This window comes from Caballeronia sp. LjRoot31, from assembly GCF_964253885.1.
Classification (GTDB): Bacteria; Pseudomonadota; Gammaproteobacteria; order Burkholderiales; family Burkholderiaceae; genus Caballeronia.
Map to the genome: position 1 here is coordinate 172,337 of NZ_CAXURX020000004.1, position 25,905 is coordinate 198,241.

17 protein-coding genes and 3 pseudogenes are annotated in these 25,905 nt (G+C 54.6%); 10 read left to right on the forward strand and 10 right to left on the reverse strand.

Translation table 11 applies throughout. The features are described from left to right. The first annotated feature begins 69 nt into the window (after nt 1-69). Together pal and ACSQ8V_RS38835 are read left to right on the forward strand one after the other, a co-directional pair. Nucleotides 70-573 carry a peptidoglycan-associated lipoprotein Pal gene (pal, locus tag ACSQ8V_RS38830; protein ID WP_436209427.1) on the forward strand — a complete coding sequence of 168 codons (504 nt, stop codon included), beginning with the start codon at nt 70-72 and terminating at the stop codon, nt 571-573. Nucleotides 574-896: 323 nt separating this feature from the next. Then, nucleotides 897-1,250 (forward strand): hypothetical protein, encoded by a 354-nt coding sequence (locus ACSQ8V_RS38835; protein ID WP_436209428.1) that lies wholly within the window; start codon nt 897-899, stop codon nt 1,248-1,250. 333 nt (nt 1,251-1,583) lie between these two features. Here the strand turns inward: ACSQ8V_RS38835 and ACSQ8V_RS38840 are convergent, their stop codons facing one another. Next, the gene (locus tag ACSQ8V_RS38840; protein WP_436209429.1) at nt 1,584-2,048 is read right to left on the reverse strand and encodes a hypothetical protein; all 465 of its coding nucleotides are present in this window, start codon (nt 2,046-2,048) and stop codon (nt 1,584-1,586) included. A gap of 364 nt (nt 2,049-2,412) precedes the next feature. Continuing rightward, nucleotides 2,413-4,032: a methyl-accepting chemotaxis protein gene (locus tag ACSQ8V_RS38845; protein ID WP_436209571.1), complete on the reverse strand. Its 1,620-nt coding sequence runs from the start codon at nt 4,030-4,032 to the stop codon at nt 2,413-2,415. Between the two features lie 1,224 nt (nt 4,033-5,256). Here ACSQ8V_RS38845 and ACSQ8V_RS38850 point away from each other — a divergent pair. Further along, nucleotides 5,257-5,601: pseudogene (locus ACSQ8V_RS38850) on the forward strand (MFS transporter); the annotation flags it as partial. Nucleotides 5,602-5,758: 157 nt separating this feature from the next. Here ACSQ8V_RS38850 and ACSQ8V_RS38855 read toward each other — a convergent pair. Then, nucleotides 5,759-6,040: a hypothetical protein gene (locus ACSQ8V_RS38855; RefSeq protein ID WP_436209430.1), complete on the reverse strand. Its 282-nt coding sequence runs from the start codon at nt 6,038-6,040 to the stop codon at nt 5,759-5,761. Between the two features lie 752 nt (nt 6,041-6,792). On the opposite strand from ACSQ8V_RS38855, the gene ACSQ8V_RS38860 reads away from it, so the two are divergent. Further along, nucleotides 6,793-7,794 (forward strand): sensor histidine kinase, encoded by a 1,002-nt coding sequence (locus tag ACSQ8V_RS38860; protein WP_436209431.1) that lies wholly within the window; start codon nt 6,793-6,795, stop codon nt 7,792-7,794. 79 nt (nt 7,795-7,873) lie between these two features. Here the strand turns inward: ACSQ8V_RS38860 and ACSQ8V_RS38865 are convergent. After that, nucleotides 7,874-8,125: pseudogene (locus ACSQ8V_RS38865) on the reverse strand (ISKra4-like element ISBte2 family transposase); the annotation flags it as partial. Nucleotides 8,126-8,433: 308 nt separating this feature from the next. On the opposite strand from ACSQ8V_RS38865, the pseudogene ACSQ8V_RS38870 reads away from it, so the two are divergent. After that, nucleotides 8,434-8,603, forward strand: a pseudogene (locus ACSQ8V_RS38870) (IS6 family transposase); the annotation flags it as partial. A gap of 328 nt (nt 8,604-8,931) precedes the next feature. On the opposite strand, the gene ACSQ8V_RS38875 reads toward ACSQ8V_RS38870, so the two are convergent. The 4 genes from ACSQ8V_RS38875 to ACSQ8V_RS38890 form a co-directional block, all read right to left on the reverse strand. Continuing rightward, entirely contained in the window at nt 8,932-10,212 is a 1,281-nt protein-coding gene (locus ACSQ8V_RS38875; RefSeq protein WP_436209432.1) for a porin, read from the reverse strand. 1,260 nt (nt 10,213-11,472) lie between these two features. Beyond that, nucleotides 11,473-11,778 carry a DUF4148 domain-containing protein gene (locus ACSQ8V_RS38880; RefSeq protein WP_436209433.1) on the reverse strand — a complete coding sequence of 102 codons (306 nt, stop codon included), beginning with the start codon at nt 11,776-11,778 and terminating at the stop codon, nt 11,473-11,475. Nucleotides 11,779-12,709: 931 nt separating this feature from the next. Further along, on the reverse strand, nt 12,710-13,054 hold the full coding sequence (locus ACSQ8V_RS38885; protein WP_436209434.1) for a BON domain-containing protein: 345 nt from the start codon (nt 13,052-13,054) through the stop codon (nt 12,710-12,712). Between the two features lie 468 nt (nt 13,055-13,522). Next, entirely contained in the window at nt 13,523-14,713 is a 1,191-nt protein-coding gene (locus ACSQ8V_RS38890) for a porin (protein WP_436186699.1), read from the reverse strand. Nucleotides 14,714-17,088: 2,375 nt separating this feature from the next. Between ACSQ8V_RS38890 and ACSQ8V_RS38895 the strand changes: the two genes are divergently transcribed. Then, on the forward strand, nt 17,089-18,369 hold the full coding sequence (locus tag ACSQ8V_RS38895) for a porin (RefSeq protein WP_436209435.1): 1,281 nt from the start codon (nt 17,089-17,091) through the stop codon (nt 18,367-18,369). A gap of 448 nt (nt 18,370-18,817) precedes the next feature. Here ACSQ8V_RS38895 and ACSQ8V_RS38900 read toward each other — a convergent pair whose 3' ends face one another. Both ACSQ8V_RS38900 and ACSQ8V_RS38905 read right to left on the reverse strand, forming a co-directional pair. Continuing rightward, nucleotides 18,818-19,297 (reverse strand): hypothetical protein, encoded by a 480-nt coding sequence (locus tag ACSQ8V_RS38900; protein WP_436209436.1) that lies wholly within the window; start codon nt 19,295-19,297, stop codon nt 18,818-18,820. 1,581 nt (nt 19,298-20,878) lie between these two features. Beyond that, nucleotides 20,879-22,057: a porin gene (locus tag ACSQ8V_RS38905; RefSeq protein ID WP_436209437.1), complete on the reverse strand. Its 1,179-nt coding sequence runs from the start codon at nt 22,055-22,057 to the stop codon at nt 20,879-20,881. Nucleotides 22,058-22,514: 457 nt separating this feature from the next. On the opposite strand from ACSQ8V_RS38905, the gene ACSQ8V_RS38910 reads away from it, so the two are divergent. The 4 genes from ACSQ8V_RS38910 (at nt 22,515) to ACSQ8V_RS38925 (ending at nt 25,753) form a co-directional block, all read left to right on the forward strand. Then, on the forward strand, nt 22,515-23,507 hold the full coding sequence (locus tag ACSQ8V_RS38910; RefSeq protein ID WP_436209438.1) for a LysR family transcriptional regulator: 993 nt from the start codon (nt 22,515-22,517) through the stop codon (nt 23,505-23,507). A 27-nt stretch (nt 23,508-23,534) separates the two neighbouring features. Next, entirely contained in the window at nt 23,535-24,209 is a 675-nt protein-coding gene (locus tag ACSQ8V_RS38915; RefSeq protein WP_436186704.1) for a response regulator transcription factor, read from the forward strand. Nucleotides 24,210-24,504: 295 nt separating this feature from the next. After that, nucleotides 24,505-24,777, forward strand: coding sequence for a DUF4148 domain-containing protein (locus ACSQ8V_RS38920; RefSeq protein ID WP_436209439.1), 273 nt, complete (start codon nt 24,505-24,507; stop codon nt 24,775-24,777). A gap of 691 nt (nt 24,778-25,468) precedes the next feature. Continuing rightward, nucleotides 25,469-25,753: a DUF4148 domain-containing protein gene (locus tag ACSQ8V_RS38925; RefSeq protein WP_436186708.1), complete on the forward strand. Its 285-nt coding sequence runs from the start codon at nt 25,469-25,471 to the stop codon at nt 25,751-25,753. Nucleotides 25,754-25,905 lie beyond the last annotated feature (152 nt).

A 25,905-nucleotide genomic window follows, 5' to 3' on the forward strand; every position in this document is an offset into this window, starting at 1 on the left:
ACGTTCAAGCGCCTTTATTCGTTAAAAGTATTCCTAAGCGAGTCCGCCTCTAGTCGCAGGAGCGAGATCATGATTAAGATCGGTGTCTGCGTTGCGGTGCTCATGGTGGGTATCCTTGCTGGATGTCATCCGAGTGTAAAGCCGAACCAGGAAGCGACTGCCACTCAGGGCAACTCCGCAAATAGCCAGGCGGCAAACGTTGCACCAGTGGCGGTCGAAGAACTTAACAATCCCAATGATCCGCTCGCCAAGCGTAGCGTCTACTTCGATTTTGATAGCAACAGCGTCAAGAACGATTATCAGGCGCTCCTTGAAGCCCATGCGAAATACCTGAGAACCCATCCCAGTCGTCGCCTACTGATTCAGGGCAACACCGACGAACGGGGAACAAGTGAATACAACCTCGCCCTTGGTGAAAGGCGCTCGGAAGTCGTTCTCCACGACCTTGAAACCCTTGGTGTGCCAGGCTCTCAGCTGGAAGCGGTTAGTTTAGGAAAAGAAAAACCGATCGCCATGGGTCACGACGATGCATCGTGGGCGCAGAACCGTCGCGCGGATCTGGTCTATCAATAAGCTCAGGCTTCTTTTACAGCCCAATGAAACACGCTTGCACGTCCATGTCCTCGGCCCAGTGAACTGGACACGATGCTCCCAAGGCTGCTGCGTCGATTCAAGATGCCATCACCGGGTGCTTACTGTGCGACTGCGAGACTGGCCGCCTTCGTCTCGTTGGCCGTAGCGTCAGTCTAGGTTACGCGACGCGCGTCAATACACCAGGGCTCGGCCGCCGTCCAACTTGGTATCCTAGTGCGCTGGCACGCGCCACTGGCGAAATAACGCAGGCGGCGGAAGTGTTCGCTGCGGCAGTCACATCGTCTAGAAAAGTAGAGAAACAAATGGCGAATAATGATCAAGAAGAGATGTACGAGAAATTGATGGCCGCGAACCTGGCTCGCACAGTGCATTTCATCAAATTCGCGGAGACGAAGAACGCAGCGTTGCTTACGTTCTGCTCAGCTTGGATGCTGGGCGTACCGAGCCTTCTGTCTTCAGGCAAGGCGATTCCGCTTTTTGTTGATAGCGGCTTTCGGCTGTCCTTCATCTTCTTCGCCTTAGGAGCGTACGTCGCGATTACATCTTTCCTAGCCCGGCTGTCGCTTCGCCAAGGTAATTGGGAAGACGTAGAAGCTGCCGGTGAATTAAACGCGAGATCCTTATCTGGACGCTCAGCCGGACAACCGCAATGCTAGTGCCTTCGATCTTTCGCACGCGATGCCGTGGCGATCCAAGTGTAAGCTGGACTAATGCACTAACCTAGGGCACGTTGCATTGCTTTCTGACAAGGAGGAATGTTATTGATGGTTAGATTACTGACAGTACGCGCCGGGGCTATTGCATTTTGCTTGCTCATTCTCAGTTATGGCGTTCGTGGGTTGGCCGACCATGAGCACTTGCACACTCCCTACGTGGTTTATTCGATAGTGGGCATCTTCTTGGGAACGGCGCTGACGCCGTCGCTAAGCCGTAAGACCTAAATTGCTGCACCCCAGCGTGAAAATATGAATGCATTGTGCCTTCGCACCCTAATTGGTCGCAGGCAGGTGTCGCATCTCATATTCGCAGGTTGGGGATGTCCACCTACACCACTTCGGGCTTGATTCTATAACGTGGCGCGATTGCTGATCGGGTTCGAGCGCATCACTATCGCCCGCGAGGCTTTCGAGATGGTGAAAGTCGGTGGGAGGACCAATCGCAAACGGAGTTCGACTTCGCTTCATGCCGTTTAACCCTTCTCGTGACGCCGGCTCATCCAGATAAAAACCGGTATCGCGCTTGCCTGTGTAATCACACAAAACGCCACGGATCAGATCACCGAGCGATCGTAGATCCAGCCATGATGCGCTTCCCGCAATCCCGTAGAGGCCGTATACGGCAGTGAACGGACCGAATGCCGATGCTCTTTTCGACTGCACCATTATCGGCGAGACCGCAGCAGGAATGATCGATTCATGCATGCCCGTGCCCCACAGCGTGGCGCCGAGAAACATGAGGCGAGCGAAGCACCTGTTGATCGACGCCGGAGCGGATCCGTCGATTCCAGATTCGGTAGGTCGCGACAGTGTAGCGATCGCTCGGGAACCGAAAACTGTTGGAAGAAATTATGGAACAGATGGTGCCGCTACAGCAACGCACGCTACAGGGCCGTGCTCAAAGGTACACCTGGATCCGTCGCTAATGGCTGTGTTAGGGAACCGCCATCGTCGCTATACAGGATTGGACGGCGACCGTCCAAAGAAGCGCTCACTTAACTTCCTTCGTCGAAAGGAGATTGTCATAGAAGCGCAACTTCATCCCGCTCACACGCGCGCGCCATTCAACACGAAGCTCGCCGCGAGATCGCGGCGCTGGCTCTTACGCGAACACGGCGCCGCGCGGCGCCGAAGCCGGCGCGAACAGTACGCCGCCGCTAAGGTCGGCGTCGTCCACCTGGAAGGCCGCGGCCGCGCGTTGCAGGCTCATCGCCTGCTCCTTCAGCGACTGCGCCGCGGCCGCGGCCTGCTCGACGAGTGCCGCGTTCTGCTGCGTCATGCTGTCCATCTGTGTGACCGCGAGATTCACCTGGTCAATTCCCGCACTCTGCTCTGCCGCCGCCGCGGCGATCTCCTGCACGACGCCAGTCACTCGCATGATCGCGTCGCGCGCTTCGTCGATCGTCGATCCGGTGTTCTCGACCAGCGTCGCGCCGCTGCCGACGCCGTTCACGGCATGACTAATCAGCTCGCGGATTTCCTTCGCCGCGGTCGCGCTACGCTGCGCGAGGCTGCGCACCTCGCTCGCGACGACCGCGAAGCCGCGACCCTGCTCGCCCGCGCGTGCCGCTTCGACAGCCGCATTCAGCGCGAGGATGTTGGTCTGGAACGCGATGCCCTCAATCGTCGCGATGATCTCGACCATGCGGCCCGATTCGCTCGAGATGCCCTTCATCGCTGCAACGGCCTGCGTGATCATGTCGCTGCCGCGGTTCGCGATATTCGCGGCACCGGCCGCAAGCTCGCTCGCGGTGCGTGCGTTGTCCGCAGTCTGGCGGACCATCGCCGTCATCTGCTCCATGCTCGACGCCGTTTCCTGCAACGCCGCCGCCTGGCTCTCGGTGCGCGACGAAAGGTCGGCATTGCCGTTCGCGATCTCGCTCGCGCCGCACGAGACGTTGTCGGACGCGTGCTTGATCTGGCAGATGGTGCCGGTCAGCGCATCGCGCATTCGCTGCATCACGTGCAGCAGGCTCGACGTATCGCCGTCGCGCGTGTGGATCGCCACCGTCAGGTCGCCCGATGCGATTGCGTCCGCCACGCTGACCGCGTAGGCCGGATCGCCGCCGACCGTGCGCACGATGCTGCGGTTCGTCACCGTGACGAGTGCCACGAGTACCACCGACACCGCCACGAAGATCGCGCCGATCAGCCACAGCGACGCCATGAACGCAGCGTCGATGTCGTCGACGTAGGCGCCGGTCGCGATGATCCAGTCCCACGGCGCATAGCGCACCACGTAGCCGATCTTGCCGACCGCCTGCGCAGACGCCGCGCCCGGATGCGGGAACACGTAGTCGACGAAGCCACCGTCCGGCGCCTGTGCGACTGACGCGAACGTCACGTAGTGGTGACGGCCGTCGGCATCTGCGTTGGCCGCGAGATCCTTACCCTCGAGTGCCGGCTTGATTGGATGCATTACCATCTGTGGCTTCGAGTTAATCACGAGAAAATAGCCGTCTTCCCCATAGCGGATGCCGCGCAGGCGTTCGAGCGCCTGCTTGCGGGCATCCGCCTCCGGCAGCGCGCCGCTCTGCGCCAGGGCCGCATACTCCGTCACGATGCTGAGCCCGACGTGCGCCACGTTCGTGAGGTCGTGCTTACGTTCCTCGATGCGTGTCTCGCGCGACTGCCACGCCGCCGACACCGAGACGGTGAGCAACGCGACGAGGCTGATAATCAGCGGCAGCCACAGCTTCTGCGTAAAACTGAGTTTGTGCATCCTGAGTCCTATTGCAAACGGATGAAGATCGAGCTGGGTTGCCATGCGAAGCGGCGCGTCAATGGGCGCGCCGGATGGTGCCGGGGGACTGTCCGGCGCCCAAGTGTGGTTCCTGCTCGAGTTATCGGCAGATGCGAGCTAAAGTTTCGTCCTGTGAAACCCTCGGTCACCACGCTCGCCGCCGCCAGCGAAAAATCGATGCTCGGCCAACCCCCGTGGGCGCTGTCCAAGACTTGCCTCTGATACTTTCGGTTCATTCCGTGCCTCGCGGTTTCACCGATCAGGGGCGTAACCGGCGCAGCTGCAAGCTGCCCCCTCGAAATCAACGAATCGAAGGCGCAATAAAAGCCCATTCTCCGCAGCCCGCGCTGTCGACGCCCTCTACCGAACCCGCGACAAACCCGTCGACGGATATTCGGATGAATCGTTTGTTCTCCGCTCGTGCACTGCGAGAACTGGCAGGGCTGCCAGCGCCTCGCTCGGCGGAGCTTGATTGATACGGCCTGGACACCGGCGAAGCGCCAGCCTCCCCACGACGCGGCCCGACGCGCCAGCGCTACACGAGATGATCGGCGAGGAGCGCACCGGCGCGCTGGACGCGCATTTCGTGCAGCTTACAGCTACCGCGAACCTGGCTATCAACGGCATCGGGCCTCGGGAGCGAGAGGATGGAACACACACGGACAAACCGCGATGCATCCCAACCGGCTGTTCATGCCGGACACCAGGGGCCCTCCACTTGATAGCCCTTCCCCGGACCGCCGGCTTCCCGCATTGCGGACTGACTTTGATGTTGTAGAAGAATCCGGAAGACGAGCCCATGTGTTATCAGCAGTAGCGGTACAACGAGAGCCGGAATGAAGTAGGCGGCGCTCTACTGCCCCGCCATGAGCCCGGCGATCGGCCTGGTGAACGGTTCGAGAGATCGGCTGAGCCCCAGAGGATGAAGATCCATGCGATGACAGTGCCAGCTCCGCGTGGCAGCGATACAAACGAGAGCAACGCGAGTGCCGCCGAGACGAGGTCCCCGTAGGCGGCGGAATACGCGAAGGCAGATGGCAGCTCGGGCGACACGACGCCTGGGACGAGGAATGCCAACCCAATGAAGTGGAAGCTGTGCAGGATTTGAAGCGGCCGCAGCGCTTCGACCCGTCGCAGGAAGCGTAGTTTTGGTCAACGCGAAGACCAAACGAAATTCGGCTATTTCTGCCTTTTCCCTGATGACTCGCAGCTTGCCGCGGTAAAGCACTTGGCGCGATCGGTCTTGTCCTGATAGGACAGTGGCTGTTGGCCACCGTACCCCATACGATTGCCGGTGTGCCGGTGATCCTGTTCGTTTATTTTCTCGGCTTCAATCTTCTTGAGGCTTCGCTGATGTCGAAACTGGCGCCGGGCACGCGCGAGGGCGCGTCGACCGGAGTGGACAACACCACGCAGTCAATTGGACTGGTGCTGGGCCGGATAGTGGGCAGCTGGATGCTCAAGGTAGAAGGGCAAAGCGCAGCCTTGTTCGCCTGTGCGGGGCTGGTGTTGTGCTGGCTTGTAATCACCGCGAAGGTGACACCCCCACAGGAAGGCACAGTAGGTCTCAGCCGGCGGCGTACAGGATCTCGCGCAAGAACTGACGCAGTCCCGTCTCCATGCGGGAAATCGGGATTCAGTCGTACTACGTCGAACCCCGTCACCGGGTCGGTCGCAAAATTCCCGCAGTCGGCCGACTTTTCGGTCACAGACCCTTCGTATTGAGTCCCTCGGGATGGGTTCCGTCAATGATCGATCTCCCCTCCGCGAAACCGGCCTGTTCGGCCGCTTCGGCAGTAAGCAGATCGGCGAACGGATGGACAAAGCTCACCTTCCGCGGCGCATAACGAACGTCGGCGCCGGGGCGGGCGACGTATCCCGTATAGGCAAATGGGATGTTCGGCGGGTGAGGTGAATACTCGGGAACGGCGATGACGCGAATGGTGAAACCGTTGTACTCCTCAAACTGCTCCTGTCCCTCAGCCATGTCAATCTCCATCGTCATATGCATGGAAGCGCCGTGCCCGGCTCACCTCCAGTTTTGTCGTACCAGTCAATAGAACAAACATCCGGACAGGAGATTTTATCGGCTCAGTTCGGGAACGGGGAAATGCCTCCTGAATCGTGTGATTCGACAAGGTGTTCATCACTTGCGAGTGAGGCACGACGAATTCCCGCTCTCATGATCGTTAGCTGCCGGGCCAACCGCACATGAGAGAGGGTGGCGACCCCAAGCGCGACACCACGGTGGCGCTGCGGTTCCTGTCGGGCGATGCCGTACACACCTTACGGTCGCCTCACTCTATCCTAATTATCACATGCGACGTTGCGCTTACCGTGCGTCGGCATCGGCGCTTCGGGGCGCCGGGGGAAACCTTGTCATCCGACGCGATGCGAACCACGCAGGAGTTCGCCATGCCTGAAATGCTTGCCGCCGATTCGCTGCGACGTCGCCTCGAACTATCGCTCGTGTGCGCGGTGCTATTGGTCGGTGCGCTAGGAACGCTCGGCACCTTTCTGGTTGTTCGCGGTCTCGAGACAGCTTCCGATCCGGGGCTTTCGTATGCCGCATCGCCGCTTGCCCAGCCCGCGGTTCACGCAACAGCGACGACGAGATTGTCATCCGCTATTCCAAAAGAACCGATCGTCGAAATCTGGAGTCCGGGAAGCGGCGCGCGCCCCGACATCACGAGTCATACCGACGTAGTTCTTCCGAGAGCGAAACCAGGGTTCACGACGATGCGCTCCGCAGGCCGGCAATGGGATGTACTTGCCTTTGGCACCCGAAACGACTTTGTCCAAATCGCCGAGCCGCACGGTGCGCGCGCTCGGGAAGCAGCCCGCTTGACCTTCTTGGGTCTGGCGCCGCTTTTCGCCCTGCTCTCGATGCTGGCTGTAACTATCGCGATTCTGGCTCGCCGAAACCTGCACGCGATCGATCGGCTCGGCCGCCGGGTTGCCGAAATTGATCCCGGCGACCCGAAACCACTCGATTGCGCGGTAACACCAGCGGAGTTGCGACCGTTCCTCGGCTCGATCGATCAAATGCCGAAGCGGCGATCCGTATGCGGGGAGGCGGAGCGAATATTTGTCGCCAACGCCGCGCACGCCCTGCGTACCCCGGTCGCGGCCATTCAATTGCAGGTTGCCAATCTGCACGATGCTCCAGTTGAGCAGCATAGCGAGCGTTTGGAAGAGTTGCAGCGCGGAATCATCCGGGTGGCTTCGCTCACCACGCAGCTCCTGGGCCTGGCCCACGCAGACACAGGACCTGCAGCCAAGGCGCTGGCCGACGTGTCGCTGCCTCGAGCCGTCTCCGATGTCATTGGCGAACTCCTTCCCTTAGCGATCCTTCGCGGCGTGGATCTCGGCGCGGTCGCGCTGCAACCGGTGGTGGTCCCGGCCGCGGAAGACGACCTCCAGATCCTCCTCAAGAACGTGATCGACAACGCCATACGCTATAGCCCGGCCGGCGCCCGCGTCGACATCGGCGTCTATCGCCAGGGCGATGTTGCGGTCGTGGAGATCGTCGACGATGGGCCTGGAATTCCCGAAGCGGAACTGGAAAGGATGTTTGAAAGATTTCAGCGCGGCGCAGCCGCTCGGGAACCGGGCAGCGGCTTGGGACTTTCAATCGCGAAAGCTGTGGCTGCGAATTACGGCGGCCACGTCACGCTGTCGAACCGGGTGGATGAAACAACAGGAGTTGTCGCGCGTATCGAGCTGCCCTTGCGGCCGTGAAGCACCTGAAATACATCACCATGTGACATATAAAGAGCGGCCGTTCAAAATGCTGTCGTATGGTCGCTTATACTTTGTTACGTATCCGCCGTTCCTTGAGATCAAGCATGCGGTGACAGCGGGTGCTGAAGCGTCGTAACGTGCAAAGCTCTTCGGCTTGTGCCGCTACCACTATCTTCTGCATTTCATGCAATACGTGTTTCCCTTCAGCCAGTGATAAACCGATCTTTGCGGGTTCAAGGTCTCGATAGGGGTGCTCAAGCTTCAAAATTCCGAAGGTTTCGGTTTCCCCACAGTCTGTGGCGACCTCGATGCGAATGGCGATTTTCATCGCCACCTCCAGCGGCCCTGATTTCGCAAATTTAGGCGTTCTTCGCTAATACCCCAAGGTTTTTAACGCTCCCCAGGAAAGGTATCGCCCGTTTCCCAACGATGGAACGACGGTGCGTGCCTAGAAGGTCATGTGGCAACGCGGCGAAGAATTACGCGACGCCGATGCTGGCCGAGGAACCGGCACTCGCTCGCTATGCTGTTCGATTGATTCCTGGCGCTGGCTACTCGATCGGATAGTGACGGGCGTCTCAGTTTGATGGAAAAGACAAATTCTATTTTCTCGTGAGCGGATATTTACGGAAGGTTGATCACCGGGCGATCAAACGCCGAACCGGGCCCATGATGCGCTTCAAGGATTCCGGTGTGCCCGCATTATCCCCTCAGGGATTGAGACAATGCACAAAATAAAAAAAGAACCGGTGACGGACGACAGTGTCACCCGAACAACTGACGCTCTGTTTGATTCTCTGATGGCGTACGAAATCCTTACCCTAGTAGAAGAGTTTTTCGCGTTGTCGACCTTATTGCGGCACAACCGTTGTGGCCGACTCATGTACCAACCTGCACCTCGCAATGGCATGCACTCGCCGGACATCAAAATTGGACTCGCCGAGAAAGTGCAAAGCGGGCGAAGATCGTACGGCCGGCGGTATTCCTCAACGCAGCATGGGACAGGACGACGACGCGTAACTTGGGGGTGGAAGACCTAGCCTGGGAGTCCAGCATATGCCAAGGCGTCGCTTAGCTGATCCGCTCTCGCTGTCGCCTCACGTCCACGATGAATCGAAGTCGCCTGTCCACCGGTCAAAACATCGTCCGGATTCCAGTCGCTACGATGTAGTTGTTTGACTCTGATCCGATAAACGCTGCGCCGTTAAATTTAGAAAACATAAATCCGGCGTAGACATCAGTACGACGCGTAAAGCTATAGTCAGCAAGTACCGAGTATTGAAGCTGATTGCCACCGGCAACACCCGTCGACTGAATCGTTTGCGTATCGTAGACGCCTGCAGCGACATCAAAGGCTGGTGTGAACTTGTAATCACCGCCGCCGAAATAGACGTTGGTCTTCGTCGGATGAACGGTATTGGTCAATGTCCCAGAAAAACCGAAGTAGTCAGTCGTACTACCGGCAGCAGCAGGGTCCGATGGAGCCTTGAGTTCGTAATGCTCATAGCCAGCCTTGATTGTCGCAGCGCCAAATGCGTACTTGGCGGCGATCATGACGTCTTCGTCGTTGTTCAGCGTCAGCGTCCCTACGCTCGTACCGATTAGGGCACTGCCCACCGGATTCGCGCCGACCAATGCGCCCGAATGAACCGCATCGCGGGCACTGTAGTAAGTCGCCTGAACGCCGAAACCGCGGTCTTCATAGCCCAAATTTGCTCCGAAGGTCGACCCCGCTCTAAAATTGCCTGCGACTCCGCCTAAGCTGTATGAAAGGCCATAGTTGATCGGGCCCGTGTGGTTCGTATATTTGATGTTGTTGTCGGTGCGTGAGCCCTCCGTAATGCCACCAGCTGAGTACGAGCCAGAAAAGCCGAGCGGGGAAAATAGCTGTGCCGCAAGCACCGGGTCATAGTTCACGATTGTGTCGTAGCCGAGCGTCGTTGTTCGGCCGAATGCCACGGATCCGTACTGATCCTGCTTCAATCCCACAAAAGCGCCCCGGTTAAAGAGTTGGCCGTTCAATGCCGACGCAACTCCAACAGTCTTGTTAGAACCCGCTATCGAACCGGCCGCATTATTGAGGTTCCCCGATGGAACATTGATCCCAGACTCCAAGCCAAAGAAAGCATGCAAGCCCGCGCCCAGATTTTCGGTTCCGCGGATGCCCCAGCGCGAATCGGATATCCCGCCGTTAAACATTCCGATTACCGAATGGTTGAAGGCCGTGCTAACTTTGCTCACGGGATTAACCGTAGCGGGGAATAGCGCGCTGCCATTCGCGCTATGCTCAACTGCACCGACTGCCACATCCATGATGCCGTAGAGAGTGACGCTGTCCCCCTCGTCGGCGTGAGCGAAGCCAAAAAATGCACTAAGAATCGCCGATGCGAGCAAACGTTTCTGCATGGTTTTCATATTTAGGTCTCTTTAATGTCCGAGCACAAATTCATTGCTTCATGCAGCGTCAGGCAATAAATGAGGCTTGCGTTGGTTAAGTCAGTTCAACATTTTCTATACAAATGCGGCCGATGCCGGATCTTTTCGTTCTTTTCGCCCCACCTTCTCAACACAGTGAGACGTACTCATTCCCGAGAGTCAGCAGAGAACGCACGTGAATATAGCGACACGGCGCCTTAGTGCACGCGCAAATCTGCCTTTCAGAAAATGTGTTGGAACGGGGCCAACACTGACACGAAATTGACCAATTTCAACGTTAAAGAGCAGGCGCTCATTCGATGGTAGCCGTGACGATGCGCTTACGTTTTATTCAAATTGGGGGGCAGTGACCAAGGAACACTGCGATTCGATCACCCAGCGACCCGGTTCATCGGGCGAATCGACCAGACGCTTACGATCGAACGCAAGTGAGATGACACCCGATCAGCAGCAGAGGCTCGTGACCGAAGAAAGTTGACCGAGCGCGCACGATATCGAGTACATGTATCTCAAACACATACGCGAAGGCTGCCGCTGACCGCATTCAAACAGCCCATTGCACTGTCTTCTTGGGCAGTAGTCACTGTCGATTTGATGTGTATAGAATGGCGCTCGGGCCGCCTCTGATAATTCCTGCGAGCACACTATTCGCTCTTCTACCTTTGGACGGAGCAACCGGCTTTTTCCACGATATCTTCGCTGGCGCCCAAGACAGCTCTATTCAATTCGTGCAGATATACGTCTGCGAGGCCAACGCGACTGATGCTTATCCATGTCTCGTGGCATTGCTTAACACCCCTACTTTCGCTCAGGATGTGGACGACTACGGCGCACTTACGGCTTTGCGTACTTGCACCGTCAGTGTCCACACCGCAGGGCATGTCCAACTGTCTTGGCGTAAGGCCAGTTGTCCCATGCACGCTTACATTAAAGGAGGAAGCGTCAGATGCTCCCACGAGACTCCCAGCTTCGTCAAACTTCCGTCCATTCAGAATCGGAGCATGGGGCTACGGTCAAATAGCGCAGTGGTCCGAATGAGCTCGTTCAATACGCTGCGGGATCGATGCTTCCGCGATCAACGGTCAAGTTGATCAAAACGCCAGGGACGAGATAGAGATGTCGAAGAATTTTGGAATGCATTCCAGACCAAAAAATCCCTATCGGAGAATTGTCTCTCTCTATAAGGATCGCCACGGCTTGCGACTGTAGAAAAGCACATCCGATCCGCGATGGCTGCGCTTATTTCGACTCTGTCGGCGGCGGACCGCCATCGGTTTGGGGTGCACAGTCTCTCCGATACTCTGCTTGCAACTTGCCTTCGGCACTCATCAAGTCGGTCGGATAATCGTTGTCGTCGGCTGTCGGGTCGTATCCCACCGCCTCCAATTCGGCTAGCTCCTGGATCAACTGAGCATGCGTGATCTCGCCGCGGGGCTGCCTGAATGGGTAGTCGTTGCATTGTTGTGGCGTAAGCGACGGGCTTGCGATCACTGCACCGCTCGCAAACAGCAGCGAAGATAGAATAGTTGTTCTAAAGAATTTCATATCAGTTTTCCTAAGTGACTCGTTGATCTTTTCTATTGCCTCGGAAAGCAGGAAATATCGCTGAACGCCTATGTCACGAAGGATAGCAACTGCGGACCTCTGATTCACTTTCATGAAAATGAAGAGTTTTTTATCCGCTGCGGAAGTGCTTTTCCAGCGATCTTGGCCTCAGAAATCCGGACGTGCGGTCAGCTAGGAGAAACCCGCTCACAAGAATCAGCAGAGCTACCGCGGGACGCTGGTCCAACCGATCCCTTTCAGTTCAGGCCTAGCTCAGAAGAAACCGATCGACCCGTTTATTCCGGTAGGCGTATCAGGGACTCACGACGCGGTCAACTTTCAATGATCCGTTTCTAGAGCACTTGCTGGACCGCACGCACCCCACAACCACCCTGCGATCGAGCGGCCCTGTCGCAATGCATGCATGCCTGAATCTTACTCATGGGTATGAAACCGCGCCTATCAATGGTCCCCGCCAGAACGGATATTATTGCCTAGTCCTTGGGTGAAACCGCTAGCGTGTCTCTGGATTCACGCTTGTAGAGCGTTACGCTATCAGGAGTCGCACCCATATACCGTTAATCTCGTCCAGGCGCGTTGGCTGCTAGGCATTCGACATTCCCCTGGAAACCACGCACCTCAAGCCGCCGTCGATGTCAGTCCTGTTGATATATTTAAAAAAAGAGCCCGCTGCGAACAGCGGGCAATCGCCTTCGTGAAAACGTCAGGGTAAATGGAATCTGGTCGAGGCTATCTAAGCGAGCCGGAACAAGCGTGACATTGCCACCCGTTACCACTCACTTGTGCAAACCTGCGACTGCCGACGCCGACAACCATGCTCGTGCAATATCACCAAGCTCATTCAAGCCGTTCCACCTCCCGACGAGCCTCGATAAGGTGTTGAACGTTGGCCGCATTCGTAATACATCTTTCAGCTAGGCGCCCGAACGGAGATTTTGTTTGTCACGGACGTCACGCCTTCCACGTTTTGTGCCGCTTCAGTTGCTAAGTCGATCTGGGCCTGGTTCACCGCCGAGCCTGTCAACGTGATAGCGCCACCAACAGCCTTGACGTAGATGTGAGTCGGATCAAGACCTTTTTTCTTGGAAAGTGCGCCGTGAACCTTCCTCGCGAGCGCCCGATTTAAGGCCTTAGTAGAAGGAGCCGCCGCTGTAGATGGAGTCTCCGACGTGCCGCTGTCAGCTGCATATGCATTCAGCGTGAATAGCACAGCAGCGATGCAGCCCAAGGCCTTCACGATTTCCATTGATTTCATCAATCTTCTCCTCCGTTGCATTAGAAAAATGTGCTTACCTAAACTCGAGCGTTTCATTCTGCTTGCCTTAGAATCGGCCGCCCGGTTCGGAAATCGACGTGAATTTGCGCATCGATCTCGTGTAGATGGGGCGCAGGCCATCATTAACTTATCAATTGCTCCTTTAGTGCAATGCACTCATGACCTAGCGTGCCCCGCCTACTCAAATGACGCACATTAAAACGTTGTGGTCGGCATCGACTGATGCCGATAACCTCCCAGAGGACGTTCATCCTCTAAATTTGTCGCAACTACTTGCCGTCAGTGAAACATATTTCGGAGCTAAAACCGAGTCCGCAAGAAGAGGGGAGACAGCATCGCCCACTCTGTGAAGCAAAAGACATGACGGCAACATCCCAACGCTCAAATACGGGGAAGTATTAAGTTGCACGTAAACTTCTCTTGGGCCGTTCGCGCGGCAAGACAGATTTAGAAATTAGTCATGATGCCTGCAAACACGCCCACCTGCCCGTGACCATAGTTCGGGTTAGTTGTGCTGTTTGCAGTTGCGGGATCGTTGTTTGCGTTCGCGCCGTACGGATCGCTGTAGCCGTCACCCAGCCCGATATTCGATGTCGAGCTATTGTGAATATAGCCGACCTCTGAGTACAGAAAAGTCCTCCTCGAGAGATTGTATTGTCCCGCCAAGGTGTACATCGTCGCATTGCCGTTACCGTTGTTCGCATTCGCGTGATAAACGGCAGCTGTGACGCTCGCAGCAGGCGAGAATTGCCACGCGGCCCCAGCGAACTCATGATCGACCGCCGTCGGCAAAGAGGTGCCCCCAGGCAGGGCAGTTGGCGTTGCAGTGCCGTAATACCCGGCGTTCGAGGCGTTGGGTGCGCTCAAGTGCTGATAACCTGCATATAGCTTCACTGGCCCAAGGGTAACGTTGCCACCTGCCAAGGCGGAGCGCGATGCGAGATACACGTTACTGAACTGGCCGTTTTGATCTCGGATCTCATCGTAGATAGCCTGCAACTCGAAAATCGACGCGTTGTACTGTGCCTTGATCCCGCCAGACCGTCCTTGTGCACTTCCCAGCCCAGTCGACGTACCCAACTGACCTGGCGCGCTGCCTGGACTTCCCGCATTCCACGTGTAACTGTTGGTCAGATCGTACTGCCCTTTGATGCTCAATCCGCCGAAGGTTGGCGAGGTATATTCAAGGCCATTGCCTGCTTGAGACCAGTTGCGACCCCGCACCAAGGTTGAGATTGCGAAAGCCTGCATGAGTTGCGGATCGACGTCGAAGCTGTCTTGCTGGATTTCACCCGCACCCAAATTGCCCATCTTGAACGTTCCGAACGTCTGGTTCGACAGGCCAACGGTCGCGGCCCGACCAAACAGTGAACCGTTTCCATACGATCCATTTTGCGTGTCTATGCCCATTTCCAATTGAAAGATTGCGTGCGTACCGCCACCAAGATCCTCGGCGCCCTTAACGCCGAATTCCGACTGACCAAAATCCCCGCTTTCCGCGCTATACGTGTGGCCGTGCGGAAGACCGGACTCGTACTGCAACCCGTTATCAAGCCGACCATATATAGTGACGCTGCTTTGGGCTTGCGCGATGCTAGCCAATCCAGCCAACAAAGTTGCTAGGATAGTTCGTTTCACTACGGTCTCCTAAAAGATTGAATAAACTACGTCCGGGGTACGACCCATCTGAAGTGACGCCGGAAAGAGCTTTCTGATTTCTCCCGACACACATCGGTAGTGAGTATAGTTTTCATAGAGCGCCGTTCAGATACCGGGCCGCCTTCGGACAAACACCAGTGCGAATTGAATTGCAAACATTTTTTCGACACTGTAGACGGAAGGTGCGAGCTAATTCTGAAAGAATTCTAAAAAACGAAACCCAGTCGGATCAGGCAGTTGCGATATATCTATCGACGCAAATTACAATTATTAATTAATCGATACAAAACTAAAATGTTTTTTAAATTAAAAATCGGAATAATCGTTAAAAATCAACGTTCTTGTTGAAAGAATAGAGTTTTAGTGCTGCGATTTTTTTTGTGCACCGTTGCTTAACCGCAACCTTGGCTTACCCGTCGCTCTGGGCCTGCGGGTGCAGTGGGCCGTCTAACTCGACGTGATGCGCGCCCGACGGCAATGTGAATCACATCGATTGCTCTTCGATCCGGAGTTCATACCCGGTGCAAAGCAAGCTGCCTTAGCTCGGTTCTGAGCATGCTATCCGGGCGATAAAGACAAGCGGCAGTGACCGAGTAAAATGGTCCCAATTATGAACATTCGAAGATAGAAAAAATTGCGCAAGTTGTAATATGAATCACGATGTAAAGCACGATAATAATGACAAAAATTACTTTTACTTCACAATTTCCAGACCAAAATAAACGATGAAAATAGTTTTTATCAAAACTGTTCATATGGCCTAGTTTTTGGACTAGATTCTTGCATCTAGACATAACACGCGCCCACCAACTCGCTCTCAGCGCACCCATCATTTACTCGCATGGTCGATCGCGGGTTTATTCGATCTCTATTCTATTTTAGAGAATCAGTTTTAGCCATTCAATCTTGGTTTTGTAGAGGATAATGAAGGCCCGTGCATTCACTGAAGTTTCGGTTTTCGCCCTTACGATACCGGGCGGCGCCGTAGGCCCAATCAAAGCGGTTGTTCTGCAAACTTTCTTTCAGTTGGCGGGGAAATTTTATCATTTCGATTTTATGCCTCTTATGCCTTTATTCTTAGTGGAAGCGGGGAGCTGCTATTTTTCAAATTCATCAGGCGGCTGTTTTCGTTGATGAAATAAATATTTCATTAGCAATATTGATAAGCAACTGGATGCGGAGATGCCCCATCGTTTCTGGCGCGCACCACCGGAACATCATGGCCACTCTGAGCAAGTTTTAGGCAGGAATTGAATCAACCTTCCGATTATCGACCTCCGTTCAAAATCAGGGAGCTAACGCTGTCAGATCTGGATACCCCTCAAAATTCGATGAATGATCTTTATCATCGTTTAATGAAGATGACTACTTCGCTGAGGTTGCAGCGGACCACGAACCGTAACCTGCTCAAAATTTCTCGGAGATCAAGTTTCAAGATAAGCGTCCGGAAGGAGGTTCCGAACTCCTCTCCGACGGCTGGGCAGAGGTCCGACTCGACACATTCCTCTTTCATGCCACGGCTGAGCCAATAGGTAGTTTGCTTATCCGATCTCCTCCAATCCCCATGAGGATGACATTCTTAGCGAACATCTCTGAGACACCTGGGAGCATCTCGCCAATCCCACAGATTGGTTTTGGTGGTTCAGTACCCTACGACATCTTCATACTGCCTCGAGTGGCAAGGCCTGATGAGTTTTGCTGGTAAGAGCTGTAGCGTCCGACCTAGCGGAAGTTGTCGGCGAGCGCTAACGATATGCGACAGTTAATGCATTCGAATCTGCCAGCACAAATAGTCGAGTAACGTTGGTTTTTGCGGTAGTCATCTTGGACGGGAAGTAGGTGCAAGGGCTCCCGCAGCCGACAAAATTGGTTTAATCCGACTCTAGTACCTAATGTAAAAGCGTAAAAATGTCGTAAGCCCGAGAATCGAATGAAATCGACAAAACCGTTCGTTGAATCGGATCAATGCGGCACTATAAATAGTCGTGAAAGCAAAAAAGTTTCGACCCGCTGTGCTCCATTCCCCGCCTTCGAGCGGCCGATTGCGTACTGCCCTTGCCGCTTCTAACGACATCTCCATTCTATGCACGACTAGGGAAATCCCGAATGAAAAGTTGTACACATTTAACCGTCTCAATAAGCTATCTGAATTTTAGTTCCGTTCACGGCACAATTATCAACCATACAACACTTTTTCCGAAAAATAGAATTGCGTTTTAATTTTATTAAAAAAACATATATTACAACGCATTCCATACGGAATGCCCACGACTGATCGCGCACCGGACGATCACCGCTATAACACTTATTGCGCACGCTCTTTATGAGCGACGCCATATACAGAGGAGACCTATATGAAAATCAGAAAAATGCACATATTCGCATCGTCGATCTTAGGATTGTGCGTCGGTGCGGCGCACGCGGACGACGGGAATAGCGTGACTTTATACGGCATCATGGATGTTGCAATCGGCGACGTTCAACATAGTCCGAACGGAAACGCGCTCTTTCCTGCGACAATTAACCCCGTGAGCAAGGTCAGCACGAAGTTCAACAATAACGTCGTTGGTATGTTTAACGGAGGCATGTCTGACTCGCGTTGGGGTATCCGCGGTAAAGAGGACCTCGGCGCTGGACTCCATGCCTTCTTTGGCTTGGAATCCGGATTTAATGTTCCCTCTGGCAATCTTAATAACACCGCTGGGTCGATCGCCGGTACGAACAATTCGGTTGGAGCTGCCTCAGCGCTAAACGGACAATTATTTAACCGCGGAGCGTTCGTCGGGTTGCGGAAAGACCAGTATGGATCGCTGGCCTTTGGTCGCACCACGACACTCGGATTCGATACGATCGTCAATTATGACCCGGTTTTCGCGGCACAGCTGTTTTCCCCAATCGGCTTCTCAGGGTCATACTCCGCCGGTGGGATCACAGAAGGTTCTCGCACTGATAATAATATCAAGTACACGAATACCACCGGTCCAATCAACTATGGCGCGTCCTATAGTTTAGGCGGCGTCGCCGGTAACTTCAGGGCGGGGTCAACCTTCGGAGCTAACGTCGGGTATGAAGCTCATAATTTAGGTATTCAGGCGACATATTACAGCGCCCGCGACGAACTACATTCTGGAGCGCTCGTGGGCGCGAACGCCGTCGGGAGCGCTTTGATCGGAACGAACGTCGGTGCGCTGACGCTAAACAATGACGAGGATGTGATGATCGCAGCCAAATACACAATTGGAGATGGAACAATTAAAGGGGGATACGAACACTACGAGCTTAAAGCGCCATCGGATCCAGTCGGAGCGGGCGCCACCGCGGACTACTTTGGCTACAGCGGAACGGTGACAAATACAGTGCACCCGACGAAGGTCAATGTGTACTTCGCCGGCGGAGACTACAAATTCACCCCTAGCTTTGATGTGGGCGTCGGTGTCTACGATACTCAGACCATGCAGTCCTCAGCCGTCGCGGGGGGCAACCAATGGCAATACTCAATGCTAGCGGTCTATAGTCTGACGCGCCGTACGGATGTGTACGCCGGCTTTATGTATTCAAAGTTTAACGGTGCAGCGTTTATCGGCTCGGAACCGACCAATTACATCATTGCGAGCGGGATCCGCACGTTGTTTTAACTTTTGTCCGTGCGGTGTCGGTGGGATGCAACGAGACCGTACGAAACGCGTGCATGCGTGAATGTGAGTGAATCGGAATTGGCTCGACATCAATCTCGCGCCGGTAATACAGCGGTCCAAGCCGACATACTCCGCGATCATTCCAATCATGTAGCGTTGACAACACGGTAACCCGGGCGCCCCGGGCGTTTGCTATCGCACCTTCGCTATCGCATCGCACGGTCCCAATTCGATTTAGCCGTCTGCATGTACGTTCGCGGCGCGAATCTGAGTGGGATTGGTTTCATCCCCTAAATGCTACACCGACACCAGCGACGCCGATGGTGGGAAGTTTAGAAGCCACCCGTCGGGTACCCACGCCCAATGCTCATTGCTGATTGCTGGATCGAAAATCTCAAGGTCAAACCAACCTTCTAACGCTGAATTTGAAATCCCGAACAAAGGCAAATCATTTCGGTGCCAGGGAGAGCCTGTTGACGCTAGAAATAGTGACGTCGGCAAACTTATCATTATCGAGCAAATGATGAAGCGTCAGCCGTGCCTTTGCGATCAAATACGCGGGCATCGACTGCATTTGCACGTCATGCAAAGTCACGACTTGCTCGAGACACCAACTATCGTTTTGGTCGATCCGCCAAACGCCGTCGCGCTTAGCACTGGCCACGCTTCTCCTCAGTACGTCCTGGGTAGTATTGAATGCTCGAAGCTTAAGCTCACCCAGCGGCTCCTCATGTAACAAGTAAGCCAAGTACATCACTCCGAGCAGGTGCGTCGCGATAACGAATGACCCCTTCCCCTCTCGCATTGCCACTAGACCCAGGTGGGCTCGAAGCGACATCGTCTGAGCGCTAATAGCCGGCACCGGCAATAACATGACACGGGGAATATGCGGGTCAGCCCGACCACTTCCTTTCAGCTTCTTCGCCATCTGATCAAACTCTCAGGATTAGTACCCCAATCATTCATTGGGCTTTTCGTTCGCCATAGTTGAGTGGGTATAGATTTTTGGTAGCTTGAGAGGTCGAAAGATAGCTAAAATCATATCCTATGGTACGTGTTGCACGGGGTCGTATTCTTGGGCACGGCCATGATACTAGTGGCCATGGTGCGTGCCCGTCACGGTACATCGCAGGCGGAAAAACCCGTCGCGAGCAACACAGTTCCTCGCGGGTTCCCATTGTCAAATCGAGCGAACGTCGGACCGTGCTCTGTGCCGCGATACCAAGTCATCGCCTTCCTATTTGCTACAGACGGTGTTATTCGTCGATTTTATTTCGAACATGAGCTCACCTCCACTCCGGAAGTCCGAGACGCTTCGCTCTTGGTTGAACGCAATCTACTGGATGACATTTGACGTACGCTCTCCACGTGCACATGCGGAAACCGTCTCAATGAACCTCTTAAGGCTGGCTCTCGGTATGGCGAACCCGGCCCAACCGAACCCGGTGTGCCGCATGAAAACGACAGCACCATCGAGTAAGGGGTTTCCTTCCGTGTGCCAAATTGGATTGGTTTCGATCACGTACTTGTGTGACTTACTAATCGACGTAGGCACCGCGGGTTGCAACTTCGTGCGGTAACTACTCAAATTTTCGATCAAAGCATCAATCTCAGATGGATCGAGCAGTACCTGACTCTCTTCCATTGACACTAGCAACGAATGTGCACCGTATTGGTTAAGCAACTCAAGCTTCAGCACGGCTGCATCCTCCATCTCGTTAGGTCAAGCGATGAGACTTAATATGAAGTGCCGGGAAAGAACTAATCGTCGTCGAGACCGTTCAAGGCTCGGTAATGGCATGCCTCCCGAGGTCCGACCCAGCTCTTCTCCCGAAAATACCTCTACCCCGCACATGTCATGAATTGCACGAAAACGTGCAGCGTCCTAATTTGCGAGGCCAACGGGACTGAGTGGCGCGTTCGCGTAGCTAGAAAGCTCTTCGCAAAGCTTTACAGCTTTGCGTCGCGATATGGCGAAACCTGCCCATCCGATTCCTGTATCCCTCAGAAATACGACTACGGCGTCGGAGGTGGGATGTGGCTCTGCGTACCAACTGGGATCGACTTCGATCGCGTACTGATGTGTTCGAGAAACTTTGCCTGGAACAGCAGGCAGCATTGCGGCCCTAAATGCACCCAATTGCTCAATTAGCGAATCGATATCATCCGCATCTAGGTGCACGAGGTGCGAACCGACCTCAAGACGGACAACTTGTGCATCACCTTCTTTGACTAGCTGGGTTCTCATTTGGCGCCGCATTGTTAACCTCCGCGTTCAACTACGAAGAATTATGATGCCTTTCGCATCTGCTTTTCTTAAAAAAACAATGCTTAAAGATTAAAGCTGATACATCTTTGGGATTGCAAATCCAGTAGAGCAACTGTCGACTACTTTCGAGTACTTCACAGGCATCACACCTCGATACCTATGAAGTATTCATTGGAGAGCGATGGCGCAATCACGGCACGCTTCATACTCCCCGGGGGATTTCTCCAACCTTATGGCATGTCAGAACCGGTGACGCATGCCGACCGTCACAGCAACCTGCTTATTTGTCGATGACTGGTCCAAACCGTTGATACTCGCGTCGCCGAGCAGCGTGCCATCCCCACCGGCGGCGTGCTGATATACGCCTTCCAAATAGACATCAGTGCGCTTGCTCAAGTCGTAGTCTGCCTGCAGAGTGACCTGGTGATACTTGGGTTTGGCATTCGCCGTCGCCGAGTCGAAAGCACCATCCGTAAATGTGTAGGCACCTGCGAGACTCAAAGCCGGCGTAAGGGCGTAACGCCCGTTCACCTCATAGTTGTCTAAGCGCAGGCTGTTGCCTGCCAACGAGCCATATCCATCGCCTACATTTACCGCGCCCAGGCCATCGAGCTTGGTGTGCGTCCAGACAAACCCCACGACCGCCGGCCCGAACGCGTAGTTCGCACCCGCGCCAAAGACACGCTGGCGTGCTGCAATAAAGTTCGCCGTATTGTCCGTGCTGCTCACTGCTCCCGCGGGATTCGCGCCCGTCAGCCCCCCTCCTGGATTGTTAATCTGCAGGAAGGCCGCCGCAACGTTCAACGGTCCGTTGGCATAAGAAGCGCCAAGACTGTAGGCCCGGTTGTCAGAGAAGCTACCTGCAGAGTTGGAGAAGCCATACAAGCCCCCGACCTTAAAACCGGCGTAATTCGCGCTCTCGAATTTCACGGCATTGCTGATACTGAAGCTCTCCGCGAGATTGTCGTTGTCGAACGGGTGAGCGGCTAGGTTATTACCATAGCCAGCGCCCGCCTCCGCGATAGGAGACAGATAGTCCACCATGAAGTCGTATTGCTTACCGACCGTGACCGTCCCGTAGGTGTTATTTTGCAAGCCGACCCATGCTTGGCGACCAAAGATTTCGTTGGATTGCGTAAATGCTCCGTTGTTCAGGTTAAATCCGTTCTCCAATTTAAAGATCGCATGCATCCCGCCGCCAAGGTCTTCGCTGCCCTTCAAGCCCCACAGTGTTTGGCTGAGGTCGCCGCTGCCCATGCCGAAAACCCGGCCCGAATTGGTAGATCCCGGTACTTGCTGACTGCTTGAATAGATCAGGCCAGCGTCGAGCACGCCATACATGGTTACGCTACTTTGAGCCTGAGCCGTCGTAGCCGCGAACAAACCCGAAACCGTTGCTGCCAAAAGCAATTTCTTCATTTTCAACTCCATAAAATCTCACGCCGCGATGCGGCGTGATTTAAGCAATGGTGTTCTACGGGGTGGCGAGCCGCACGTTGACGCCCGCCAGCGGTATCCCGTGGACCGAAGTCTACGAACCCTTTGCCGTTGAGTAAGTGCGAAAAAATTGGAAAGCGTATTTTCAAAAATTGAAAGAAGCACAACGAATGAACATCCCTGCCCCGCCAGTAATGGTTTTCACCGATTTAAATCCATTGGGTGTGTCGGGCCAAAGACCTGTTGCGAACGTCGTTGATCCGCAACACCACGTTCGGTCTTTCTGCGAGCGCTTGTCCGGGACCAAAGCGAATGGGAAAAGTTCACCCCAATCTGCGGTGGCTAGAAAATGACGCTTTGTCTGCATAGGCAGTCCCAGTGGACGCATGCTTGCGAAACGAGAAAGAAAGACTCATATCAGAATGTTAAAAAAGACTTAATGCGTCTGATCGTGAGCTTTTTTTCCCTACCTGTGATCATTACCTCGTTCCTTTCTGGGCGACCGATCATGAATCAACTTCAAGCTATGCGGGTATTCACTCGTGTAGTCGATTTGGCAAGTTTCGGACTTGCCGCGAAACAACTTGGAATGTCGGCAGCGGCGGTCACTCGGAGCGTTAGTACGCTTGAGGCACATCTGAACATGCGCCTATTGAACCGTACGACGCGCAACGTTTCTCTCACTGAACAAGGTGAGGATTACGTTGGAATTTGCAGAACTATCATCGATCAACTAGACGATATGGAGTCTTCGCTAGTCCGGTCTACGCGCGACATGAGCGGAACATTACGTATTGCCGCATCGACCGTATTCGCGAATACGGGGCTTACCGGGCTACTAGCGACCTACCGCAACATGCATCCCCAGATCGGCTTTGACGTGACCACGTGTGACACCACCATCAACATGGTCGAGGGCGGCTTCGATGTCGGATTTTCGACCCAGCGGTCTCTAAGTAACTCAACGCTTGTATGCCGCAAACTCACAGCATTCGCCGAAATCGCCGTCGCCTCACCTAACTATCTTGCAAAGTGTGGTTCTCCTGCAAGTGTCTCGGCCCTGAATACGCATAACCTTTTGTCCGCGGCTGATGGCGGTGCTCGGATGTGGGAATTCTCCGACGGACGTGATGTGCAGCGAGTTTCGGCCGGTGGCGCACTTCACGCAACCAGCAGCGAAACCATTAGGGCTGCCGCGCTGGCTGACATGGGTATTGCCCTCTTGCCCGTGCCGCTCGTAAAAGATGATCTTGAGGCAGGTCGGTTGTTGCCCATACTTGGTCAGTACCTAATCACGAGTGGTGCTAGGCCCTTGTCGATCGTATACGCGGGAAGGAACTTTCTCTCTGCCAAAGTTAGGAATTTCATCGACTACACGGTCAGTCAATATCGCGCTCCCGAGGAGGCGGTGATGTTGCGCGTTGTAGCATAGTTCAACCCATTATCAGGAAACGTCACTATGCCAAAAGTGCTCTCTGTCGAAGACGACGAACTGATGCTTGACGAGATTGTCGGAGCCTTGTCCGAGCCGGGCTACGAAATTGATATGGCTCGTTCTGGACGTGAAGGCATCGCAAAGGTCATGACAGGCGACTACGAATTAATAACGCTTGATCGGATGCTTCCCGACCTTGACGGCCTATCTATACTTACCACTATGCGCAGCGTCGGCATAGATACACCTGTATTGGTCATCAGTTCGATGTCCGATGTCGACGAACGAGTACGCGGACTACGAGCGGGTGGCGACGATTATTTGACAAAACCGTTCTCTCCAGCCGAACTACTTGCACGTGTGGAGGTTCTGCTTCGACGCAAATCGCCGCTTCGGGTCGAAGAGACAAGCTTACGCGTTGGCGCACTTCAACTCGATTTAATCAAACGAACGGCAACTTTTGGCAAGCAAGAACTCAGCTTGCAGGCAACCGAATTTCGTGTACTTGAGTTTCTGATGCGCCACCCTGGACAGGTCTTGACGCGCACGATGATATTCGAGGGAGTATGGGGATGCCGATTTGATCCGGGAACCAATCTGATCGATGTCCACGTGGGCCGATTGAGGAAGAAGGTCGAATCGCTGACGGTGCGACCGATGATCCGAACCATACGTGGATCGGGTTACCTCTTCAACTGAGCCAGTGATTAGAGAATCGGGAGATTATGCTCACCGCTGCGTCCAATAAGTTAGGTCGCTCTTGGCACAACGCCGTCAGTTTCGTTCACAAAGTCGAGTCAATGATCTATGGCGTTTGGGTCACAGCTAAACTCGCTAAAGACCGTCGAATGGCGCGCGCGCAACCTAAAACATTCTTCATGCTTAGGTATCTTGATCGATACTCCCGCTCGCTTATTCTATCTCTACCGAGTCGCGAAGCTGGCTGCGTCTCGCAGTTCGGTCAACTGTGCTCGGCCTCTATCAAGGAGCTCTCATGAAAACGACCCTTATCGCCGCCCTGTTTTTGTTTGTTGCAAGCAACTCGGCATCCGCCCAGACTGCGCCCAGCTCGATGAATCCCGGAACAACCGGCGACTCTGCAGCAAGCCCCATTCAGATGGGCTCGACCGACCAGGGTACCTGGACGCCCCCGTACGGCCAGGCTATTGCGCCCAAGACACGCGCGCAGGTCTACCAGGAACTGGTCGAGGCGGAACAAGACGGGCAGCTCGCCTATTTGAACAGCACGTTGTATGCCCATCACTAAGCAATAGATCGAGATCCCACTCGTGTAAATCCGCATTCCGGGCCTTTTTTTAAAGCATGGGCATGCGGAATGCAAGCCGCAGTTTTGTGGCCAAACCGCGCGATGGACAAATGTGCCCGGATCGGAAATGCTGCATACGCGGCGAACCGGGCATGCCGGGCAACGATCGCGGAACGAAAAACTCTCCCCCACGATTGGTTTTTTTGCCGGACAAACGTGTGCGATTTATCGGCTAACTAATCATTGCTCGGAAAAGCGAGAAGATTGTTGGCTTTCTTCGCGCACGTAGCTGCACGCTGGATTTCTATGCATGTTAGGTCGGTTCGATTCAAAAACGTCTATCGTTTCAGTCGCCCCCTCCGTGCTGACGCCTGCTCAGCTGATGCATCGCGATCGCGTTGAATAAGTGAACAGTGGAGCTCGTTACTTCAGCCGAAACGACATGCTATGAGCCGTTCAGCGACCGCTCAAGAGAATCGCTCGTCCCGGCATTCCCTCCAACCACTTTCGCCATCGCTGGAACTGACCTCGAGAACGACAAGGTCTGGATGAATGAAAAAGTCTTCACCCTCCCGAGCTCGTAATATTCGAAAATGTTCACTACTCTTGGCTATATCCAACCGGTTTCTTGACCTTATAGGCTGGTAGGAGCGAGTTAACTTCTGTGTACCAGATACTTCGGAGAACGTACATGAATACTCTCTGCAAATCACTTCTATTTGGTGTTTTAGCAATTGCGAGCACAGCGGCTGTAGCGGCACCCCAGCTAACGCCACAACAATGCAACGACTATCCGTTCAAACAACCGGTGGGGGAGATCACCCACGCTCAGTTGGCCCAAGAACTGGCTGAGCTTGAGGCAGTCGGCTATCGTCCCGGCGTCGATGACCCGCACTATCCACGGCTAATAAACCGCGCCGAACATAAACTACGGCAAGAATATCGTCGAGATTGCATGGCTCCTGCGCATTCCTAAGTGCGGGGCTCTCGGTTTCGTCACGCCAATAGGCAGCCAGCGCGCTAGAAAACGACACCTCGCGTGACGTACGCTCCCCAAGGGAGTGCGCGCACAAAATCGGGCAAATGTTGATGCCCCAATGCATACGCCATGCAGCTGTTTCATTGGAG

Bases quoted from the DNA above. Each gene is read 5' to 3' on its own strand.
- pal (WP_436209427.1), top strand. From the start codon at position 70: ATGATTAAGATCGGTGTCTGCGTTGCGGTGCTCATGGTGGGTATCCTT.
- ACSQ8V_RS38835 (WP_436209428.1), top strand. From the start codon at position 897: ATGGCGAATAATGATCAAGAAGAGATGTACGAGAAATTGATGGCCGCG.
- ACSQ8V_RS38840 (WP_436209429.1), bottom strand. From the start codon at position 2,048: ATGTTTCTCGGCGCCACGCTGTGGGGCACGGGCATGCATGAATCGATC.
- ACSQ8V_RS38845 (WP_436209571.1), bottom strand. From the start codon at position 4,032: ATGCACAAACTCAGTTTTACGCAGAAGCTGTGGCTGCCGCTGATTATC.
- ACSQ8V_RS38855 (WP_436209430.1), bottom strand. From the start codon at position 6,040: ATGGCTGAGGGACAGGAGCAGTTTGAGGAGTACAACGGTTTCACCATT.
- ACSQ8V_RS38860 (WP_436209431.1), top strand. From the start codon at position 6,793: ATGCGCTCCGCAGGCCGGCAATGGGATGTACTTGCCTTTGGCACCCGA.
- ACSQ8V_RS38875 (WP_436209432.1), bottom strand. From the start codon at position 10,212: ATGAAAACCATGCAGAAACGTTTGCTCGCATCGGCGATTCTTAGTGCA.
- ACSQ8V_RS38880 (WP_436209433.1), bottom strand. From the start codon at position 11,778: ATGAAATTCTTTAGAACAACTATTCTATCTTCGCTGCTGTTTGCGAGC.
- ACSQ8V_RS38885 (WP_436209434.1), bottom strand. From the start codon at position 13,054: ATGAAATCAATGGAAATCGTGAAGGCCTTGGGCTGCATCGCTGCTGTG.
- ACSQ8V_RS38895 (WP_436209435.1), top strand. From the start codon at position 17,089: ATGAAAATCAGAAAAATGCACATATTCGCATCGTCGATCTTAGGATTG.
- ACSQ8V_RS38900 (WP_436209436.1), bottom strand. From the start codon at position 19,297: ATGGCGAAGAAGCTGAAAGGAAGTGGTCGGGCTGACCCGCATATTCCC.
- ACSQ8V_RS38905 (WP_436209437.1), bottom strand. From the start codon at position 22,057: ATGAAGAAATTGCTTTTGGCAGCAACGGTTTCGGGTTTGTTCGCGGCT.
- ACSQ8V_RS38910 (WP_436209438.1), top strand. From the start codon at position 22,515: ATGCGTCTGATCGTGAGCTTTTTTTCCCTACCTGTGATCATTACCTCG.
- ACSQ8V_RS38915 (WP_436186704.1), top strand. From the start codon at position 23,535: ATGCCAAAAGTGCTCTCTGTCGAAGACGACGAACTGATGCTTGACGAG.
- ACSQ8V_RS38920 (WP_436209439.1), top strand. From the start codon at position 24,505: ATGAAAACGACCCTTATCGCCGCCCTGTTTTTGTTTGTTGCAAGCAAC.
- ACSQ8V_RS38925 (WP_436186708.1), top strand. From the start codon at position 25,469: ATGAATACTCTCTGCAAATCACTTCTATTTGGTGTTTTAGCAATTGCG.